The sequence below is a fragment of the Burkholderia sp. AU45274 genome (genome assembly GCF_030482505.1).
Classification (GTDB): Bacteria; Pseudomonadota; Gammaproteobacteria; order Burkholderiales; family Burkholderiaceae; genus Burkholderia.
Map to the genome: position 1 here is coordinate 215,327 of NZ_JAUJQE010000007.1, position 20,064 is coordinate 235,390.

At 63.3% G+C, this 20,064-nt stretch carries 20 protein-coding genes; 8 read left to right on the plus strand and 12 right to left on the minus strand.

Annotated elements, in window-relative coordinates:
- Nucleotides 1–9: 9 nt before the first annotated feature.
- The 9 genes from QZM35_RS25000 to QZM35_RS25040 form a co-directional block, all read right to left on the minus strand.
- The gene (locus QZM35_RS25000) at nucleotides 10–633 is read right to left on the minus strand and encodes a LysE family translocator (protein WP_301777003.1); all 624 of its coding nucleotides are present in this window, start codon (nucleotides 631–633) and stop codon (nucleotides 10–12) included.
- Nucleotides 634–702: 69 nt separating this feature from the next.
- On the minus strand, nucleotides 703–1,281 hold the full coding sequence (locus tag QZM35_RS25005; RefSeq protein WP_089433463.1) for a GNAT family protein: 579 nt from the start codon (nucleotides 1,279–1,281) through the stop codon (nucleotides 703–705).
- Nucleotides 1,278–2,144 carry an alpha/beta fold hydrolase gene (locus QZM35_RS25010; RefSeq protein ID WP_256976940.1) on the minus strand — a complete coding sequence of 289 codons (867 nt, stop codon included), beginning with the start codon at nucleotides 2,142–2,144 and terminating at the stop codon, nucleotides 1,278–1,280. Before QZM35_RS25010 ends, QZM35_RS25005 begins: the two co-directional genes overlap by 4 nt.
- 35 nt (nucleotides 2,145–2,179) lie before the next feature.
- Complete coding sequence (locus tag QZM35_RS25015) at nucleotides 2,180–2,395, minus strand: phosphopantetheine-binding protein (RefSeq protein WP_242808564.1); 216 nt, start codon at nucleotides 2,393–2,395, stop codon at nucleotides 2,180–2,182.
- Between the two features lie 106 nt (nucleotides 2,396–2,501).
- A complete protein-coding gene (locus QZM35_RS25020; RefSeq protein WP_089428864.1) occupies nucleotides 2,502–3,425 on the minus strand; it encodes a chlorinating enzyme in 924 nt (307 codons plus the stop codon).
- 29 nt (nucleotides 3,426–3,454) lie between these two features.
- Nucleotides 3,455–3,712: an acyl carrier protein gene (locus tag QZM35_RS25025; protein ID WP_089428863.1), complete on the minus strand. Its 258-nt coding sequence runs from the start codon at nucleotides 3,710–3,712 to the stop codon at nucleotides 3,455–3,457.
- Nucleotides 3,645–5,246, minus strand: a complete 1,602-nt coding sequence (locus tag QZM35_RS25030) for an amino acid adenylation domain-containing protein (RefSeq protein ID WP_301777004.1) — start codon at nucleotides 5,244–5,246, stop codon at nucleotides 3,645–3,647. Before QZM35_RS25030 ends, QZM35_RS25025 begins: the two co-directional genes overlap by 68 nt.
- A 79-nt stretch (nucleotides 5,247–5,325) precedes the next feature.
- A complete protein-coding gene (locus QZM35_RS25035) occupies nucleotides 5,326–6,162 on the minus strand; it encodes an alpha/beta fold hydrolase (protein ID WP_174974002.1) in 837 nt (278 codons plus the stop codon).
- A gap of 70 nt (nucleotides 6,163–6,232) precedes the next feature.
- Complete coding sequence (locus tag QZM35_RS25040; protein ID WP_089428860.1) at nucleotides 6,233–7,042, minus strand: hypothetical protein; 810 nt, start codon at nucleotides 7,040–7,042, stop codon at nucleotides 6,233–6,235.
- Nucleotides 7,043–7,567: 525 nt separating this feature from the next.
- Here QZM35_RS25040 and QZM35_RS25045 point away from each other — a divergent pair.
- The 6 genes from QZM35_RS25045 to QZM35_RS25070 all read left to right on the plus strand — a co-directional run bounded on the left by QZM35_RS25045 (nucleotide 7,568) and on the right by QZM35_RS25070 (nucleotide 14,531).
- Nucleotides 7,568–8,536 carry a GHMP kinase gene (locus QZM35_RS25045; protein WP_254600225.1) on the plus strand — a complete coding sequence of 323 codons (969 nt, stop codon included), beginning with the start codon at nucleotides 7,568–7,570 and terminating at the stop codon, nucleotides 8,534–8,536.
- An 81-nt stretch (nucleotides 8,537–8,617) separates the two neighbouring features.
- The gene (locus QZM35_RS25050; protein ID WP_367620794.1) at nucleotides 8,618–9,550 is read left to right on the plus strand and encodes a PLP-dependent cysteine synthase family protein; all 933 of its coding nucleotides are present in this window, start codon (nucleotides 8,618–8,620) and stop codon (nucleotides 9,548–9,550) included.
- Between the two features lie 3 nt (nucleotides 9,551–9,553).
- Nucleotides 9,554–12,124 carry a lyase family protein gene (locus QZM35_RS25055; RefSeq protein WP_089433466.1) on the plus strand — a complete coding sequence of 857 codons (2,571 nt, stop codon included), beginning with the start codon at nucleotides 9,554–9,556 and terminating at the stop codon, nucleotides 12,122–12,124.
- On the plus strand, nucleotides 12,121–12,936 hold the full coding sequence (locus tag QZM35_RS25060; protein ID WP_301777005.1) for a formyl transferase: 816 nt from the start codon (nucleotides 12,121–12,123) through the stop codon (nucleotides 12,934–12,936). The genes QZM35_RS25055 and QZM35_RS25060 overlap by 4 nt, the downstream gene beginning before the upstream one ends.
- The gene (locus QZM35_RS25065; RefSeq protein ID WP_301777006.1) at nucleotides 12,937–13,539 is read left to right on the plus strand and encodes a LysE family translocator; all 603 of its coding nucleotides are present in this window, start codon (nucleotides 12,937–12,939) and stop codon (nucleotides 13,537–13,539) included.
- A gap of 35 nt (nucleotides 13,540–13,574) precedes the next feature.
- The gene (locus tag QZM35_RS25070) at nucleotides 13,575–14,531 is read left to right on the plus strand and encodes a D-aminoacyl-tRNA deacylase (protein ID WP_089428854.1); all 957 of its coding nucleotides are present in this window, start codon (nucleotides 13,575–13,577) and stop codon (nucleotides 14,529–14,531) included.
- A gap of 11 nt (nucleotides 14,532–14,542) precedes the next feature.
- On the opposite strand, the gene QZM35_RS25075 is transcribed toward QZM35_RS25070, so the two are convergent.
- The gene (locus QZM35_RS25075; protein WP_254600223.1) at nucleotides 14,543–15,532 is read right to left on the minus strand and encodes a helix-turn-helix transcriptional regulator; all 990 of its coding nucleotides are present in this window, start codon (nucleotides 15,530–15,532) and stop codon (nucleotides 14,543–14,545) included.
- 302 nt (nucleotides 15,533–15,834) lie between these two features.
- Between QZM35_RS25075 and QZM35_RS25080 the strand changes: the two genes are divergently transcribed.
- The gene (locus QZM35_RS25080; RefSeq protein ID WP_144025246.1) at nucleotides 15,835–16,053 is read left to right on the plus strand and encodes a hypothetical protein; all 219 of its coding nucleotides are present in this window, start codon (nucleotides 15,835–15,837) and stop codon (nucleotides 16,051–16,053) included.
- Nucleotides 16,054–16,365: 312 nt separating this feature from the next.
- Here the strand turns inward: QZM35_RS25080 and QZM35_RS25085 are convergent, their stop codons facing one another.
- Complete coding sequence (locus tag QZM35_RS25085) at nucleotides 16,366–17,064, minus strand: MgtC/SapB family protein (RefSeq protein WP_046548701.1); 699 nt, start codon at nucleotides 17,062–17,064, stop codon at nucleotides 16,366–16,368.
- A 114-nt stretch (nucleotides 17,065–17,178) separates the two neighbouring features.
- Between QZM35_RS25085 and QZM35_RS25090 the strand changes: the two genes are divergently transcribed.
- Entirely contained in the window at nucleotides 17,179–18,288 is a 1,110-nt protein-coding gene (locus tag QZM35_RS25090; RefSeq protein WP_089433468.1) for an AGE family epimerase/isomerase, read from the plus strand.
- Here QZM35_RS25090 and QZM35_RS25095 read toward each other — a convergent pair.
- The gene (locus QZM35_RS25095; RefSeq protein WP_089433469.1) at nucleotides 18,261–19,880 is read right to left on the minus strand and encodes a methyl-accepting chemotaxis protein; all 1,620 of its coding nucleotides are present in this window, start codon (nucleotides 19,878–19,880) and stop codon (nucleotides 18,261–18,263) included. The genes QZM35_RS25090 and QZM35_RS25095 overlap by 28 nt on opposite strands.
- Nucleotides 19,881–20,064: the final 184 nt, after the last annotated feature.

Genomic DNA, 20,064 nt, shown 5'->3' on the forward strand with positions numbered 1-20,064 from the left:
CGATCGAGCTTATTTCCAGAACAGCAACGGCACGCACGCCAGCAGCAGCAGCGCCATCGTGCGGTTGTAGATCACGCGCGCGCGCTCGGTCTGCAACAGGGTCTGCATGCCGACGCCCAGCGCCGCCCACACCGACACCGCCGGGAAATTGATCACGATCATCAGGATGCAGATGCCGATCACGGATGAAACGAATCCCTGGCCATCGACCGAGAACAGAACGATCAGGTTCGCGGCCATGAGCCAGGTCTTGGGATTGACGAACTGGAACATGGCGGCCTGAACGAACGAAAACGGCTTCGTTTCCGCCTCTTTCGCGGCGGGCCGCCCGGCGTTCGCAATCTTGTAGGCGAGGTACGCCAGATAGAGCGCGCCAATCACGAACAACGTCAGTCTCGCCGCCGGATACTCGATGAAGACGACCCCGAGCCCCGTTGCGCTCAGCATCACCAGAACGGTCGCGCCCACCGTAATGCCCAGCAGATGGGGCAACGTGCGCACGAATCCGAAGTTCGCCCCCGAAGCAGCAAGCATGACGTTGTTCGGGCCCGGCGTAATCGACAACGCGAGAATATACGCAGCGACCGCCAGTGGTTTGAATTGGTCGATTCCTGATGAAAGAGCAAACGACATGAAGTGCCTCGTGACGGATAGGATTGCAATGGCTGCCGGGAGGCAGCGGGCGTTGATCGTGATTCGCGGTCAACCTGCGATCGGGTTGACGAATTTCTCGATATCTTCCAGTTCGTTGCGCAGCACGCGATAGCTGATCGTTTTTACCGGAGTCCGAAGCATCGGCATATCGATGGTGCCCTCACCCTGCGGCTCGATCCCGAGCTTGCGCTTGACGCTTTGCGCCGAGAGATTGTCGATCGGTGTTTCGAAGCGGATGCATTTCAGCGCGAATCGGTCGAAGAAAATGCGCATGGCCGCCGGATACGAAACCGACCCGATGCCGATGCCGCGATACCGGGACTGCCAGATATGAGCATGCATGACGGCGCTGCATCCCGGGCTGAGATGCGTCAGTTCATGTACGCCGATTGCGCGGCCCATGTGCCGGATCGCCAGGATCGGCGCAGGTGCGGCACCGCTGCGGTTCCATCGCACCAGAATCGTCAGCAGCTCCCGCATCCGGCGCTCGCTCGGCAGCTTGTCGACATCGACATTCATCGACTCCATCAGGGTCGAAGGCGAGCGATACCAGTAGTCGAGACAGGGGGCGATGTCCTGCTCGGCGAAGTCGTCCACGTGGATATCCGACAGATGAATCCGGTTCATGATTGCGCCAGAATGAAGTCGATGATCGAGCGATTCACCTCGGCTGCCTTTTCAAGGTGAAGGAAATGCCCTGCCCCCTCGACGACCTTGCGTGTCAGCGCCGCCGAGAAATACCCCGGCACGCCGTCGCCGACGAAGGCGTCGAGGCGCCCTTCCCGATCGTGCGTGCCATGCATCAGAAGCGTCGGCACCGGTACCGGCCCGGCGACGATGCGTGCCTGCTCCGCATGACGCTGCGGATCACGCAACGGGACGTGGCGGCAACGATATTGCGCGAGCGCAGCCTCGAGCACGCCCGGCTGGCGAAACGTGCGCTTCACCGATTCGATCGTGTCTCGCGGCACGTCCCAGTTTCGGGAAGCATCGCGCCACCACGCTTCGATGAAGGCGAAATCGTCATGGGCCAGTACCTGCTCGGCCGACGGCGACTGGAAGAAGAACGTATGCCAGATTCCCTTCAGGTATTCGTAGTGCAATCGCTGCGCGGCATCGGGACGACTCCAACCCAGTGCGACGAGCTTCGTCACGCGCTCCGGAAACAGGATCGAGGCCGCGATGGACGCCTGCGCGCCCCAGTCGTGTCCGACCAGAATCGCGTGCTCGAAGCCAAGCCCGTCGATCAGCGCGATCAGGTCGCGAGCCATATAGCAGGTGTGGTACTGATCCACCGGCGCTGCGCCCGACGGCGCATACCCGCGCAGGTACGGAGCGACCGCGGTAAAGCCGGCTTCCGCCAGTGCGTCGACCAGCGGCAGGAATGTGAAGGCATTGTCGGGAAAGCCATGCGAGCATATGACCAACGGGCCGCTGCCTCGCTTCAGGTAATGTATCTCGACGTCGTCCGCATCGACCGCGCCGCGCATTCCGTCCGCGAGGGCCGGCGAGCAGGTAGCGTGGCTCATGCGACGCTGCTCAGGCGCTGTTCGACGATACCGGCGAAGCCATCGATCGTCGAATGGTTCATGAAGTCCAGCAGCGATACTTCGATGCCGCATGCCTGCTCGACCTTCGTCACCAGCACCGCCGCTGCCAGCGATCCACCTCCGAGCACAAAGAAATCCGCATCGGAAGCGATGTGCTCGATACCGAGCGATTCGGAAAAAAGGCGCTTCACGAGTGCCCTGGTTGTCTGCATGTCCACTCCGTCGCATTGATCGGAACGCCGCCGTCCTTGCCATCCCGCAGGATGCGGCGCTCCGGATATTTCCCGTGCCGGGCCGTCAGCCGCGACCCTCGAAGGCGAACACCTGCCCTCTCGCATTGTTATGGACACGCTTGTTATGCCCGTAGTGATCCTCTCCCGACACCAGGACCACGCCGTATTTGTCGAGCGAGATGGAACTGCCGTACTCCTCAACGACATCCGTATTCGGATACACCTTCACACCGGTCGGAACGTAACGGCTCGCGTATCCAAGTCGCGTCGTGTCGGTCGTCGAATTCGGAAACGACGAATGCATCAGCGTAGACCAGAAGATCACGCACTCGCCTGCCTGCATCTTGATCGACACCGCCTGCGATTCGTCCGGCTTCCACGACGGATCCTTCTGAAGGGTGCGGTAGTCGTAACCGAAAAAGCCGCGCTTGATCCCGTCCTTTTCCTGGTTATTGATCTTCGACGAGTCGTAGGCCATCTTCTTCGACTCGTCGTAGAACATCTCCTCGTGCGTGCCGGGGATGAAGCGAAGGCAACCGTTCTCCTCGGTCGCGTCGGTAAATGCCGTCCATGCGGTGATGGCACCGCCGAACCGGCTGTCCCCGGGCCAGACGATCTGAGGTTCGCCCGACGCATGCGCGAACGTGTCGGCCTGATGCCAGTCCGTACCCTCGTCGCCCGGATACTTCGGAAACATCTCCGATCGCCAGCACAGCAGGTCCGGGCCCAGCATGCCCGCCACGCGATCGACGATCTCACGCTTGCCGATATGCTCGCTGAGCAGGTTCACGTCCAGGTGACGATCGTAATTGGCGATGGGGCTGGTTGCCGGCAGGTCGTAGATCGCGTATTCCCTGTCGAACAGCTCGGCCCGGATTGCCCTGTAGCGTTTGCGCGCCTCCTCGGGCGAGTACACGCGAAACGGCCCGAAGAAGCCCTGTGCGCGGAATTGAGCGAGTTCGTCCGGAGTCAATGAAAACTGCGTCATGTCGGTCCTCTTGATTGAGTCACTTCGTGCTATTTCTCGACGGCCGTCGCAGCAACGGCCGCCGCGCGATAAAGCTCGGCCCAGCCGGCCAGCGTCGGCGTCAGCATCAGCTTGGCCGTGGGTACGGTCACCCCCAGATCCGCTTCGATCTTGACTTGCAGTTCGACGATCGACAGCGAACTTGCGCCGAGATCAAAAAAATCGTCGTCGTCGCCGACCTCACGATCCTTCAACAACCCCGCCAGCCGTTTCCGAATGGGCTCCTTGAACTGCAGCGATTCGCTCATGCTCCTCTCCAGTGTTGCGGGTCTCCCGCGAACTCATCAGACGCTTCCTGTTGACCTTGCCGTTGGCAGTCAACGGCAGCGCCGCTTGCACTTCAATCACGTCGGGGATCATGTAACCCGCCAGACGCTGCCGAAGATACTGTCGGACCGCCGCCCTGACCTTGGCAGGATCCCCGGGCGACTGTACGAATGCGACGAGCCGCTTCTCCCCCAGCTCGTCCTGGCCGACCTCGACGATCGCGTCCTCGACACCGTCGGCCATCGCGAGCACCTGCTGCACCTGTTCCACCGAGACGCGATACCCGCGGATCTTCACCTGCCTGTCGAGACGACCGATGAATTCGTAGGTACCGTCGTCACGTTCGCGAACGAGATCACCCGTCCGATACAGCTTCCGATCCTGACCGTCAGGATCGTCGACGAAAGCGGCACGGGTTCGTTCCGGATCGTTCAGATAGCCGAGCGCGAGGCCGATCCCGCCCGCATACAGCACGCCCGCCTCGCCTCGGCGTACCGGCCGCCCGTTCTCGTCGAGTACGCGTACGGTGGTACCCGTGATCGGCTTGCCGATGGGTACCGTTGCGCCCGGTGGCGTAGCCGCCGTCATCGCATGACAGCAGGTAAAGGTCGTGTTTTCGGTCGGCCCGTACCCATTGATCACGGTGAGCGACGGGAACGCGGACAGCACGGTTCTGACTGACTCCGGCTGAAGCACGTCGCCGCCCGCCAGCAGCACGCGAAGCCCCGCCATCAACGGGAGGCGGTTGCGAACCACGAGATGAAAAAGTGCAGCCGTCAACCACATGACCGTGACCTGTTCATCGCGTACGAGACAGCCCATGGCATTCAGATCCAGCACCGGCGATTCCTCGACCACCAAGGTCGCACCGTTGAGCAACGCGCCCCATATTTCGAAAGTCGACGCATCGAACGTAATCGGCGCCATTTGCAGCACACGATCTTGCGCATTCAGCTCGATGTAGTTCGTCTCGACGACCAGCCGCCGGATCGCCTGATGCGGCACGAGCACGCCCTTCGGCCTGCCCGTGCTGCCGGAGGTAAACATTGCGTAGGCGGGCGAATCCGGCGCCACCGCCCGCGAACATGCAGGCCTGTCGAGAACGTCATGCCGGGTCCACAACACCCCGTCCCGACCGACCTCGACGAGCACGATGCCTTCGAGATCCGGATCGAGCTGCAGATGCGCGGCGTATTCGGGCAAGGTCAGTACGACGCGCGCGCCGAGCTCCCGCAGATGCTCGTTCACTATCGCGGTCGGACCGGCCGGATCGACCGGAACGTAATAGGCGCCGATCTTCAACACCCCGATCATCGCGATCACCGCACCGGGCGAGCGCGGCAGAAGCAGCACAACCGGCGAACCGGCGGCCACGTCGAATCCGTCGAGACAGGCCGCCAACCGATCGGACAGCGCGTCAAGCTGATCGTAGGTGTAACGCGCGCTTCGCGCGGCAAGCGCCGTGTGCGTCGCATGAAGCCGGACCACCTGTCCGAATCGCTCGAGTATGCTCATCTCCGGCTCCAGGTCGACACAAGGCAGACGCTCGTCTCCGGGCGGCAAGACGGCCCGACGCGAACCACGGTGCACGCCGTCATACGGCCTCCCGCCGACCGAGGAACTCGATGATCGAATCGTTGACGGCGTTCTTTTCGCGCAGAATTTCGTAGTGGTCTCCCGGCACCACGACATGTCGCTCGGCATTGCGCAACAGCGCGGCAATGACCCGCGAGCTGGCAGGGCAGACCTGCTCGTCGCCATCGGTCGAAATCACGCGCGTGCGGTGCGGGACTTCGCCGGCGAGCGCCATGAAGTCGGTGCCGCGATACGACAGGTAGTTCAGCCCGTGACGATGCAGGCGAGCGGCCGATGAAAACGGCACGAGAACTTCTTCGTCGAACTCGGTCTTGGCGGGAACCCCTACCCGGCTCGCCGTGAGCTTCTCGCACAACGCGGCCGCATAGTTCAGGCTTTCCGCCGCCAACGGCAGCAGACTGTCCACTTCCCGCTGGAAATTCGATTGAGGGCAGACCGCGGGACTCAGCATGTACTCTCCGCAAACCAGCGCGAGACGATCGATTCGATGCCCTTCGATGCGCGCGGCGACGAGTGCGATGCCGGCACCCGAACAGAATCCGACCACATCCGTCTTGCATACGCCCAACGCGTCCAGCACCGAGCACATGTCCTGAACATGGACTTCGGGCGTCATCCCGCTTTCGTGCTCGGCGGGCGGCTGATCGCACAGCGAGCGACCTTGCCAGGTCACCACGTTGAATTCGCCCGACAGCATCGCGCACAGTGTTCCGGCCGCATCGAGGCGAAGCCCGAACGGTAGTATCAGCGTCAAGAACGGTTTCGCTTCGCGCCAATCCCCGCGAAATACTCGCAGCCGCTCTCCGTCAGACGCCGTCACGAACGATTCGTACATATGCTGGGTTTGCGAATGAAATGGGATGCCTCGTACGACCATCGGCTGAACACGATGCACGTCGGCCTGACTAGTGCAGCAGTTTCCAGCCCGCCTCGTGATACACCAGGAACGTACCGATCGTGCGACGCAGCGACGAGCATCGCTCGACCGCATGCAGATTGCGGCTGTTGAAGACGCAGAGCTGGCCACTCTTCGGCCGCACGGTCAGCGCATCGACGCCCTCGAGCACGCCCAGCGTCTTGTGCTGCGCATACTCCTCGGCCCACTGGTCCAGCTGACGGCGCGATTCCGGGCGGATGTTCCACAGAACGAAGCCCGCTTCGTTCTCGGCCTTCTGGATCGTGATGAACGCACCCAGCTGCTCGAGATTGAGTCGAAATGGCCAACGCTCCACCTCGCGCCCGAAGTCGATGCAATCGCAATGCGGCGCAAAGCTGAACGGATCCCCTTCGAAGGGAGGATATTCACGCTTCGTGGCCAGCATGAACTGACTCCAGTTGCCGAATCGCAGGGTTTCCGCACCCAACTCCTTGATGAACAGCTGAATGAAATGCGTCTCGCGCATGTGAAGATTCGCCACGCCGGCGTGCCCGAAATACTCGGCAATATTGCTGACCAGCGCTTCGGATCCTGAACGTTGCAACTGGCCGAGCGTGATGCCCGTCGCATTCAGGGCGCGATGGTACTGGTGGCCGCGCATATCGGGAAAGCCGCGATCGTTCCACCACGTATCGATGTCGGCGGGCGCAACCACGTCCAGCAGTGCCGCGGCGACTTCCCGATCGCGCACGCATTCGACGGCGTCGCGCAGCGTCATGTTCCTGCTCACGTCCCGCCCGTCGAACGTCATGAACCGGCCAGCGAACATCGTTTCCATTTCACGTTTCCCGGATAGTTTGATTGATTTTTCAAACTTGATAAGGATGACAAATCAACAGAACGGCTTTCGAACCGAGCGTTCGAATTCCATCGATTCCATTTAATTCGGAGAAGCCGCGATTGATTTTTCGGCGGCACGTGATGCCGTGTTCTGCGGAACAGGCTCCAGGAGGGAACGTCGGTTCCAATTCTGTTGGTCCGCGTTTCCCTGCCCGACACATCCTCATCGTCGTGGAAATACTCTATCCCGGCCCCACCGCGCACGTAAAGTGCCGGGCCATCGCGCGATCGCGCGACTCGACACGCATCGCCACGCAATGGCACGCCGATCGGCGAGCCCGAATGCCGCGCCGTTCACGCGGCCGCAAACCCTTTCGCGACAACAATCCGGCGGCCTTTTTCACCGCGTTGCGAGCGGGGCCGGCCGATCGAATCCAGGCTACTTTCCAAGCCGCCGGCACCCTCCCCGCGCCCCGGTTCCGGAGCAATATTTCGATACTAGTGAGCAATTTTTGCAAAGAAGATGGAGAGCTGCCGTCGCTATGCTTCCAGCTCGACACTCAAAATTTTTTCATTTCGAGGGGGAGAAATGGCCGTTCTCTCAGAGCAAGCTGACGCGCTACGAAGCGACGGACACCTGTCGCCGTTTCCCAAAGGCGAATGCCACGGGACCTTCGGCGAGCTGATGCAAGGCGTGCTGCCGGACGACCGGCACTTCCTGGTCACGTTGCCGGTCAACCTGAAGAGCATCGTCGAATTCGAGATCACGCATTCGGATCATGTCGCGGTCGATGTCGGGTTCAAGACCAAGGCGTGTCGCGCGGTTCAGGACTATCTGCGCCTTCACGACTTGCCGCCGGGCGGCATGCTGCATTTCAAGTCGATGTTCGCCGTCGGCAAGGGACTGGCGAGCTCGTCGGCGGATATGGTCGCGTCGATCCGTGCCGCCGCGTCGGCATACGGCCGGACGCCGACGCCCGAGACGATCGAATCGATCCTCCGTTTCATCGAACCGACGGACGGCGTGATGTATGACGGCATCGTCTCGTTCTACCACCGCGAGGTAAAACTCGACGAGCAGCTTGGCAAGACGCCTGCCCTCATGATCGTCAGCGCGGATCGCGGCGGAGAATGCGACACGATCGAATTCAACCGGAAGAAACGCGATCCGCCCGCGGAAGTGCGTGACGAATACCGCAGCATGCTGGCGCGCATGAAAACAGCGATCCGCACCTCGGATCTGCACGCGCTCGGCGAGATCGCGACGCGAAGCTGCGAGCTGTCGCAGGCATTCAACCCTCACCCGCACCTCCCTGTCCTGCGCAAGCTGAGCGCCGAGACCGGCGCGCTCGGCCTCGCCGCGACGCATTCGGGAACGTGTGTCGGCTTGCTCTACGACGCAAACGCAGCCGATACGGCCGACGCGGCCGCTTATGCACGGAAGCGACTGCACGCACTTCGAATCGAATCCACTCAATACACAACGGTATAGGAAACGTACATGCTTCAATACGAATCGTCGCTCGACGCGATGCAGGACGCAGTGCTGTTTCCAATCGAGCGTTCGCTGCACATGGTGTCGTTCAAGGCGATGAAAATCGTGCCTGCCAACTACATCATCAGCACGGCACGCGCCCGCGGCGAACTGCAGCCGGGCGGAACGGTCGTGGAAACATCGAGCGGCAACTTCGCGCTCGGGATGGCCATCGTGTGCAACCGCTTGAACCACCCCTTCGTGGCGATCGGCGATCCCGTGATCGATCCGACATTCAAGCGCCAGCTCGAAATGCTGGGCGGTAGAGTGGAAATCGTCACGGACAAAAAGGGCAGCCAGGGGTACCAGAAGGCGCGACTCGATCGACTGCACGAAATTCTCGATGCCGAGAAAGGGGCGTTCTGGTGCCGCCAGTACGACAACGAGAACAACGCGCTCGCTTACGCCAACATCGCCCACGAGCTGCTGGACCGGATCGGCCCCCGCCTGACTCTCGTCGCGCCGGTCGGCTCCGGCGGCTCGAGCTGCGGCATGGCGACGTCGCTGCGCGCGGCAGGCGCCGACTGCACGCTCGTCGGCGTCGACACCTTCAACAGCGTCCTGTTCGGCCAGGTCGACGGCCCGCGCAAACTGCGTGGTCTCGGCAACACGATCATGCCCGGAAACCTGAAGCATGCGTTGTTCGACGAAGTACATTGGGTCAGCGCGGAGCTTGCCGATCATTTCACGCGCAAGCTCTATGCGTCCACCGGACATTTCCGCGGGCCGACCACCGGCGCCGCCTACGCGGTCGTCCGATCCGTGCGCGACAGATGTCCGGATACGCCGATCGTCTTCCTGAGCCCCGACGACGGTTCCCGCTACGTCGGCTCGACCTTCACCGCGCATCCCGACAGTCCCGCATACGATCGACTTCGTCCGATCGAGATCGGGCACCCGACGGCTTACGATGCGGAGACGGAATGGGCGTGGATGAACTGGAATCGCTCGGACATCCACAGGTTTCAGTGAATCATGGCGATCATCTACATCGAATCAAACACCACGGGGTTCGGGCAGATGCTGCTCGACGCGTCGTTGCACTACGATGAAACCTGCTTCCTCGTGCGCGACCGTGCGCGCTACGCGTTTATCGATCGGTTGCCGCCCGGCGTTCGCGTGATCGATTGCGACACGCAATCGGTCGATGCACTCGAGCGTGTCGTCGGTGAAATCGCCAACGTGCGTTACGTCGTATCGACGAGCGATGCATTCATCGAGAACGCGGCACGATTGTCCGAGCGGCTCGGCTTGCCCGGCAATCCGGGCGCCACGGTCGCGCTGTGTCGAGACAAGCTGCGACTGCAGGATGTGTTGCGCGACCACGGCGTCCCGTACCCGTATACCGCTGCGATCGATTCCGCGGAGGCGGCGCACAATCTGACCTATCCGGTCATCGTGAAGCCGAGGCAAGGCACGGGCAGCATCGGCGTGCGCCTCGTCGAACACGAGCCGGATTTTCCGGATGCGTCCGATGGCGCGCTCATCTGCCAGCGCTTCATTCCGGGAACGGAGTTCTCGGTCGAATCGTTCAGCGATGCCGACGGCCATCATGTGCTTGCGGTCACGCGCAAGTTCGTGACCAAGCCGCCGCATTTTCTCGAACTCGCGCACGTCCTGCCGGCGGACCTCGATGCAGCCACCCATGCCCGCATCGTCGATACGGTACGTCGCGCACTCGATGCGGTCGGCTATGCATTCGGTCCCGCGCACACGGAACTGAAAGTTCACGACGGCACGATCACCGTCATCGAAATCAACGCGCGCCTTGCCGGCGGGATGATTCCCCGCTTGATGGAGCGTGCATACGGATGGTCGATCGCGGATCTATACGTGCGCAGCCATCTTGCGCGCCGCAGCCAGTTCGTCGTGCCGACGCCCGCGTTGCATAGCGCGGTCGCGTTCGTCGTGCCGGAAGTCGGGCGCCGCTATGTCGGCATCGATTTTCCGGACGACTGCGCCGACGCCGGCCTGTTTCGCGAAGCAGGCGTCAACGCCGGCAAGTTCGACTTCTCCGATCGCGCCGGTTACGTCATTTCGTTCGGCCGAAGCGCTGCTTCGGTGCTCCGGCAGGCGCTGTCGCTCCGGAGGCGTTCACGCGTGCTTTACGACGAACCGGATCGGGCGGTGCCGAACCGCGACACGATTCACGACATCGTCTACGAACGTACGCCCGCGTGCTTCGGCAAGCTCAAGACCCATCTTCTCGCGATCGAAAAAGCCCATCTGATCATGTTGCGAGAACGATCGATCCTGAACGCCGAGCAGTTCGACTCGCTGCGCGATGCGGTCATGGCACTCGAAGCGAATCCGGCGCTGTTGCTCGAACACGTTTCCGGACGCGGCGACTACTTCGATTACGAACAGTATGTGATCAGCCGCTGCGGACGGGACACCGGAGGCATGATTCAGGCGGCGCGCTCACGCAACGACATCAACGGCACGCACCTTCTGCTGACCATTCGCCAGGCGCTATCGCACGTCACGGGCCAGGCCGTCGATCTCGGCACGGCGCTCATGCGACGCGCCGCCGATTCGGCCGACATCCTGCTGCCGATCTATAGCCAGTACCAGACCGCGATGCCCGGATCGGCCGGGCATTACCTCGTCGCGCAGTGCGAAATACTGCTCGGCACGCTTGACGCGCTCTCTTCGCTGCGCGACGGCCTCACGGTTTCCCCGCTCGGCGCATGCGCCGGCGCGGGCACGACGTTCGCCACCGACCCGCAATGCACGGCGACCCTGCTGGGTTTCTCGGCAGGCCCGCTCAATTCGCTGAGCGCGATCACCGACAAGAATCCGGCACTGCGCTGCGTGTGCCTGCTGGCGGAGCTGAGCGGCAATCTGAACCGTATCGCGACCGACCTGCAGCTCTGGTCGATGCGCGAAATCGGGCTCGTCACATTGCCGGACGGCATGTACGGCGGCTCGTCCAACATGCCGCAGAAACGCAACCCGTACTTGCTCGAATGGCTGCGTCTCGGTCACGACCGCATCGTCGGACATTGCGCCGCGGCACTGTCGTCGCTATCGCATCTGCCGACCGGCAACTCGTATCAGGCCAGCCGCACCGCGGTCGAAACGGTCGCCGAGATGAGCGGACTCGTCATCGACATGCTGAGGGTGCTCGTCTATGCGATGAACGAGATCCGATTCGACGCCGACGCCGCACGCCGCGCGATCGAAATCGGGAATGCAGGCGCGACGCTCGTCGCGGAATCGCTCGTGCAGCAACGCGCGGCATCATTCAGGGATGCCCATGCGGCGGTCGGACGCGCACTGTCCGGCGTGCCCGGCGCCACGTCGGATTCGCTCGACGCCACGGCGGCAGCGATGCTCGACCGCGTTCATGCCCGGCTGGAAAGTGCAAACGTGTTCGACGCGCTCGACGGCGGCGGTGGGCCATCGACGCGGAACACGCACGCGGCGGTAGCAGTACTCGCCACGCGCCTGCTGGATCAGCGCCGGCGCCAGCGATCCTGCGAGTCCCGCACCGCTGCGACACAACAGGCGCTCGATCGCCGCTTCATGAGTGTGCTCGCATGACCAACGTCACGTTGCTCTGTTCGGACGGTCCGCATCATCTCTATCTCGCCGCGGAGCTTGTTACCGCGTTCGGACGCGTTCGCGTCATCGTCGAGCCCGGGCGCGAACAGGCATCTCGCCTGTTTCGCAACGGCAACTATCGTGCGTATCTGTGGACTCGCTATCACGAATGGCGACGCAGACTATCAGGATACGACGCGTACCGCCGCCGCTATTTTCTTCGCGACGACGAACTGCGAACCTGGGACGCACTTCGACGTCACGCCGGTGTTCGATATCTGGAAACGTCGTGGATCAACGACACGAGCGTGCTCGACGCACTGCGCGAGGACATGTCCGACGTCTATATCGTGATGGGCACCAAGAAGATCGGCGAGGCGTTGCTGTCGCTCGTACCGCCCGGGCGCATCATCAACATCCACGGCGGTCACCTGCCGTACTACCGGGGCAATCACTGCTTCTTCTTCGCACTGCATCACGGCGAATTCGACAAGCTGAGCACGACGATTCATCGCGTGTCCGCCGGCCTCGATACGGGCGCCATCATCAGCCGTCATTCAGTCCGGTTCTCCGACGGCGACAATTCGGAAACGCTCTATTCGCGCGCCGAACGAGCCGCAGTGGACAGTCTCGTCGCCCGCTTGAAGCAGAACGCCGATCTCGCGACGTGGCACAGCGAACCGCAACCGGACGTCGGCTCGACCTACCGCATGCGCGACCGCGGCCCGCTCGTCGAGCTTGCCCATCACCTCGGCGCAATTCGCCGACGGCGCACAGCGGCAGGCGCGAATCGCGACAAGGTGAGAGGCTAGATGAACGTCGACGCCGCGCTTGTCGCCAAGTTGCTCCAGATCGGACTGTTCTCGATCCCGCTGATCATCTCTCCGGGGCCGAACAACCTGATGACGACCGCCAACTGCGCGCAGTTCGGGTATCGACGCACGCTGCCGTCGTTGACCGGCATTTCGGTTGGCGTATTCGTCCTGTTCATGGTCATCGCGCTCGGGCTGTCCAGCGTGCTGAGCCGATACCCGTTGCTGCACCCGGCGCTGAAGGTGGTGGGCACCGCGTACATCCTGTACCTGGCCTACAAGCTGTACACGTCGCAGCCGACGCATGCCGGGAATCTCTCGATCGAGCATCCCATCACGTTCGGTGAGGCCGCGCTGCTCCAGATTCTGAATCCGAAAATCTGGCTGCTCGGCGCCAGCGCGACGTCAACGTTCGTGCCCTTGACCAGCAACCTGTACGTCGACGCAACGCTCCTGTCGCTCACGCTCGGGATCATTTTCTTCCCGTGCAACTCGATCTGGGCCGTATTCGGCCTCGTGATGTCGCAAGTCCTGCGCGGCAGGGCACTCCAACGAACACTGGCCCTGCTGTCCGCCTCTTCGATCGCGTTTCTGCTGTTCTGAACGTTCGCCATGATCCACTTCAGGAAAACTCACCCGTGAAGCACATCGTTCTGGCTTTCTGCACCGATCTCGACAAGGATCCGGTGTCGGCGCACGTGCTGGCCCGGCTCCTCGGCTCCGGCATCGACTGGCAAGCCGAAGGCACCCTGGACGGACATCCGGTACTGCGCGCGCAATCCGGCGGCGTGCGCTACGACCTGCTGCAGCTCGACCAGGTGCTCAGCCACGACTACCGACGCTACGCGCCACGGGTGAACGAGGCCTTCGGCGACGCCGACGCGATCGTTATCGTCAACTGGCATGAAGGGAAAAATGCGCCCGACCGCATTTTCACGGTCCAGACAACCGGCGACATGGAAAGCGGCACGTTCAGTCCAGTCGATCCCGCCATCACGCGCAGCCTGTTTCTGGCGGTCGAACACGAGCGTCGGAAAGCGGGCCTGGATTCGTATTCGACGTGGATGGAAGCCACGCACTGGTCCGGCCCGCTCTACGGCGCCCAGCCCGGCAGCCTCGTCTCCGCGGTGACGCCATCGGTCATCGATCTGGAAATCGGCAGCACGGCGGACGCGTGGGCAAACCCGGATGCCGCCGACGTGCTTGTGCGTGCACTGCTGACGGCGGGGGAACACGCGGCTCAACCGGCGATCTCGCTGCTCTGTATCGGCGGAACCCATTTCGAGCCCGGATTCACGCAGTTGCTGCGCGATTACGGCGACACGCAAGGACTCGCGCTGTCGCACGTGCTTCCCAATCACTGGCTGGTCGCGCACGACTACGACTCGCCGGAACGATTGAAGGACCTGATCGCATGCGCCCGGTCGATCAAGGGCGGTGTCGATGCGATCGCGTTTCACGACAACCTCAAGGCTGCCCACAAGCAGCAGGTGCGCAATCTCGCACAGGAACTTCGCGTCCCCGCCCTCTCGCATCGCAAGTTGAGATCAGCCGACCTGGCCGGCTTGATCCGCGACGCGCAAAACGGTCCCTGACTTGAGCGATATCACTTTCCGCGCACCGCGCCGGGAGAATAGCCGTAATGTCGCTTGAATGCGGTCGAGAACCGGCTGTGCTGCGCATAGCCACACTCGAGTGCGATGCTCATGATCTTCTGGTCGGTGTGTCTCAGCAGGTCGTGTGCCCGGGCCATCCTCAATCCGGTCAAGAACGCGTGCGGAGACTGTTCGAACGTGTTCTTGAATTTACGCAGAAAGTGGTAGCGGCTGAGACTCACGAGATCCGCCAGATGTTCGAGCCGCACCATCTCGCCGAGATTGGCGTTGCAATACTCGCGGATCATGTCGGCCTGCTTCGTCGACAGGCAGCCCCGCGTATCCACGGGCTCCAGATCGGCCTCGGCGTAACCGCGGATCGCGTTGAGCAGAATCCAGCTCATCAGGCTATCGATACCGAGCGACAGCGTCTCGTCGTTCCAGTCGGACTGCGCAATGCTGTGCGCCGCCGCACTGATGACCGGGGAGGCTTCCTGGAAGACCTCGCGGAACCGGTAGGCCTCCGGTGGCTGGCGCAAGGCCCGAAGCAGGCTGGGCTCGAAGTTGCGCATGTCGAAGTAGATATGCAGAAAATTGAGGCGCTCGGTGATTTGCCACTGCGATTCGCCTTCGCCAACCGGAAACAGACAGACTGCACTTTTGAATCCCCGGCGAACGACCTGCCTTCCGTCGACCTGTGCACAATTTTCGCCGCCCGACAAATAGATACTCAGCACGTTCTCCGCCGAGCTTTTATATTCGGTCAACGTATTGCGACCTGTCCATTCTGACAGGGTTATGCCCGACGGCAATTGCATGGATCGAACGACTTCGGCTCCTGCCGAATTCAACGCGCCGCGAACCGTAATCGAGTAAGGACAAGACATGTGTCGCAACAGTGGGTTGTGAATGTGGCGCGGAAGAACGGCTTTCCCTCTTAAAGCGGCATACCGCACGCGCTGTTCGGAATAATCGCCCCACTTTGGGGCGGCGCCCGTCATCCAGCACATCGACAGTCATGCTGTGCCTTTCGGCAAGCGCGATCATGCTCCGCCAGCTTACCTTAAGTTCGCCGCAAGCGGGCGGGCAACCCACTCACGTCGAAGTAAAGCGCTCTACTCGAAAATGACAGACGATGATTCCATTGAATGTCGTTTTTTTATGGTTGCGCCGTCAAAAACCACTCATTTCGGACGATCAAACATCGAGATGCCGAGGCAAGAATTAAGCATTTTCTTGCATCCAGGCATGGATATAAAGACGTCGCCGAATTCAGCAATAGATACGCATTACCAAAGAAAAAATGACCGCACAACTTCCCAAGTGCATGCTTGCGACGACAAAATGGGAAGTCGCACTCGATCGACATGAAACCCTCAAAGCGATTGAAGCAGCGGCCACGCCAGCCACGACAATCGGGCTGAGAATGAATGATCTTGTGAAAGGTGCCGACAAAGTGCCGGCGCCGCCCCATCTCCCGCGATTGCTTGCAACCTGGATGCGGACGAACCCCAGTCTTTGAAGTGGCGAGATGATAGCGCCCCACAAACAGCGCCCGACTGGCGCAAGGTCGCCCACGCCCGACGAATCGTATCGGTGCCCCACCCTCCCCTCGTTCCCGCCATCCCCAGATGGATCGACTGACTTGAAGCAAAGCCTCTCGCGATTGAAGGGTCGAAAAGCAATTCTCCGCAAACCCTTGAAAATCACGACAATTTCGACTCGTATTTGGCGGAGATCAAGAAAATCGGATGGCGGGGCCCGCAAGCGCGGAACCGGATGTCGAACGGAATCGGCGGTCGGCCATTGTCGTACGCCCCGTCGCCGATTCCGCCTATTCGTCGCCCGACAACCCGTTGCCCTCTTCGAAACGCGTGACGCCCTTCAGCGCGCGCAGCTTGTCGCAGATCGCCTGGTATTCGAGTTCCGACACCCGCGCGAGCGCGATGCGCACCTCGTCGTGCTCGCCCGTGTCGTCGGCGCGCTGCACGATGAACTGCTTCACCCGCGCACTGTCCGGGCCGAGCGCCGCGTGCAGCGAATCGAAGTTCAGCGTGCCGCCCACGACCGTCAGCGCGAGCTGGCGCCGCTGGCGCACCGTGAAGTAGCGCCGCTCCAGCGGCTTGATGCCGGCCAGGATGATCAGGATGATGATCGTCGCCGAAATCGACGCGACGTAGAGCCCGCCGCCCACCGCGAGGCCGATCGCGGCAACCGACCACAGGCTCGCGGCGGTCGTCAGCCCGCGCACGATCTCGCCGCGCAGCAGGATCGAGCCCGCCCCCAGGAAGCCGATGCCCGATACGACCTGCGCGGCGATCCGCGACGGGTCGAGCACGATGTGCTCGCTGCTGCCGAGCACGTCGGCGAACCCGAACGCCGACACGATCATGATCAGCGTCGAACCGACACAGACGAGCATGTGCGTCCGCAGGCCGGCCGCCCACGACAGACGCTCGCGCTCGAAGCCGATGACGCTGCCCAGTGCCGCCGCGAGGACGAGCCGCATCACGAGTTCCAGGTTGCTCAGCATGCGATTTATCTCCTTTTCTGGTGCCGGCCGTGCGGAATGTTTTATCCTTGGCCCCGGCCGCGCCGATCCTCCGGGCCGCGCCGACACGTTTCGAACCCAGCGCTCAACCCCGTCATGTCCGTTTCCGACTCCGCTTCCGCCCAGGCCGCCCAGCTGCGCCACCATTTCGCGCACGTCGTCTTGCCGATCTGGCGGGGTTCAGGGTTCGACCAGACATTACAGTTGCCGTTCGAAGCCGTCGATCCGGCCACCCACGCGCCGCTGCCCGTGACCCGTTATCGCGCGATGGCCTGCGCACGGCAACTGTTCGTGTTCGCGCAGGCCGGCGACACCACGCACGCGGCCACGCTGTTCGACGCGCTGGGCCGCCACTTTCGCGACCCGCGCCACGGCGGCTGGCACTACAGCGTGGACGCGCAGGGCGCCCCGCTCGACACGACCAAGGATCTCTACACGCACGCCTTCATCGTGTTCGCGTGCGCCGCGTGGTATGCGGCGTCGGGCGACGCCGCCGCGCGCAAGACAGCCGAAGAGACCGCCGCGCTGATTCAGGACCGCTTCGCGCCGCACCGCGGCGACGCGCTGCTCGACGCGGCGCGCCACGCCGATTTCTCGTCATCCGGCAGCGGGGCGCTGCAGAATCCGCTGATGCACCTGACCGAAGCGTGGCTCGCGGCGGCGGCCGCATTCGGCGACACCGCGTTCGACGACGCGCTCGCACGCACCGCGCAGGCCGTCGAGCGCACGTTCGTCGACGCGGCAACCGGCTGCGTGGCCGAACTGCCGCTCGGCGCAGCCGACAACCGGTTCGAGCCCGGCCATCAGTTCGAATGGTTCTATCTGGTCGATGCGGCCGGCGCGCGGCTCGCGCAGACCGGGCTCCCCGGCGCGCTGGCGCGCGCATTCGTGTTCGCGGAGCAATACGGCGTCGATCCGCAGACGGGCGGCGTCTGCGCGGCGCTCGACGCGCAAGGCGCGTGCATCGACGGCACGCAGCGGATCTGGGCGCAGACCGAGTATCTGCGCGCGCTCGCGACGCACGGCGGCACGCCGGCCTCCGCGCCGCTCGCGCGGCAGATCGAACGCTTCGCCGCGCGCTTCCTGCACCCGCGCGGCTGGTTCGAGTGCAAGACGGCGGATGGGCAGGTGGCGCGCGCCGACATGCCGTCGACGACGCCCTACCACCTCGAGACCGCCTACGCGGCGCTGCCGGCCGGCGCGTAACCCGCGTCGTCGAACGACGGCGCCGCGCGCTCGCCGCGTGCGGCGCGGCCGTCGCCCAGTTCGAACACCGACACTGCCTGCATCAGGTGCGCGGTCTGGTCGTTCAGCGACGCGGCCGCCGCCGCGACCTCCTCCACTAGTGCCGCGTTCTGCTGCGTGAGCTGATCCATCTGCGTGACGGCCTGATTCACCTGCTCGATCCCGACGCTCTGCTCGACCGACGCCGCCGTGATCTCGGACATCGTCTGCACGACGCGCGTGATCGACGCCGACACCGTCCGCATCGCATCACCGGCGCGCTCGACGAGCTCCGCGCCGCCGTTGATCTGCGCGACCGAATCCTCGATCAGCGCCTTGATCTCCTTCGCCGATTGCGCGCTGCGCTGCGCGAGCGAGCGCACCTCACCCGCGACGACCGCGAAGCCGCGCCCCTGTTCGCCTGCGCGGGCGGCTTCCACGGCCGCGTTCAGCGCGAGGATGTTGGTCTGGAACGCGATGCCGTCGATCACCGAGATGATCTCCGCGATCCGCCCCGAGCTCTGCGCGATGCCGCGCATCCGGTCGATCACGCTGTCGACCACGCCGCCGCCGTGGCTCGTCGCCTCGAGCGCCGCGTCGGCCAGCGCGCTCGCCGCACGCGCGCTGTCGGTGTTCTGCCGGACGGTCGCCGTCAGTTCCTCCATGCTCGCGGCCGTTTCCTCGAGCGACGCGGCCTGCGTGCCGGTGCGCGCCGACAGGTCGGCGTTGCCGCCCGCGATCTCGCCCGCGCCGAGGTGGATCGCGTCGGACGCCTGGCGCACCGTGCGCACGGTGCCCGCGATGCTCGTCTGCATCGTGGCGAGGCCGCGCAGCATCCGGTCGATCTCGAACACGCCGCCTGCCCGCACGACCTCATCGAGCCGGCCCTGCGCGATCCGCTCGAAATGGCGGCCGGCTTCTTCCAGCGGCGCGACGACCGCGCGCCGAGCGGCCGCGTAGATCGCCGCGCTCGCCACGAGCATCGCCACCAGCAGCACGATGCCGACCGACTTGAACCAGAGCATGCCGCCGTCGATCGTGTCGAGCGCCGTGCGGCTCGATGCGCCGCCGTAGTCGGTGAAGCGGCGCAACTCGGCGATATAGGCGTCCTGGATGCTCTGCGTCGGCTGGTCGAGGAAGGCCTGGATGTTGTCGGCGTCGAGGAACTGCACGAGTTCGCCGAGCGCGCCGCGCAGCGCGCGATAGCGCTCGGTGAGCGCCGCGACCCGCGCGCGGTTGGCATCGTCGACCGGCTGCGCGGCCGTCAGCGCGGCGAACGCCTTGTCCGCTTCCGCGAGCGACGCGCCGGCATGGCGGATGATGTCCTCGGGTTTCGGGCCGCCGCGCACCATCCGCGTGCCGGCACGTGACAGGTTGATGCGCGCGTCGAGCAGCTGCTGGGTCGCCTGGCTGGCCGCCTCGACCTGCGTGATCGCGACGTTCGACAGATCGTCGACGCCGCTGCGCGTCGACTTGAGCGCCCAGAAGCCGAGCGCCTCGATCGCAAACAGGAAGACGCAAAACACGGTCAACACGCCGAGCAGACCCGACGCGAGCTTGATTTTTCCGAACATGGGGGAGATTCCTGGAAAGCGGACGATGAGGCAATGCCCCGGCATTAGCGGCATTTCTTCGTCCGACTTTAGGTACGGACGGCAACGAAATTCACGTTGTCCGCGCATTCCAGCGGAATCCCCCGCAAACAGGGAAATCTACGGCATTCGACGCAATAATCGCGTCGCATCGCGCTGGAAATTG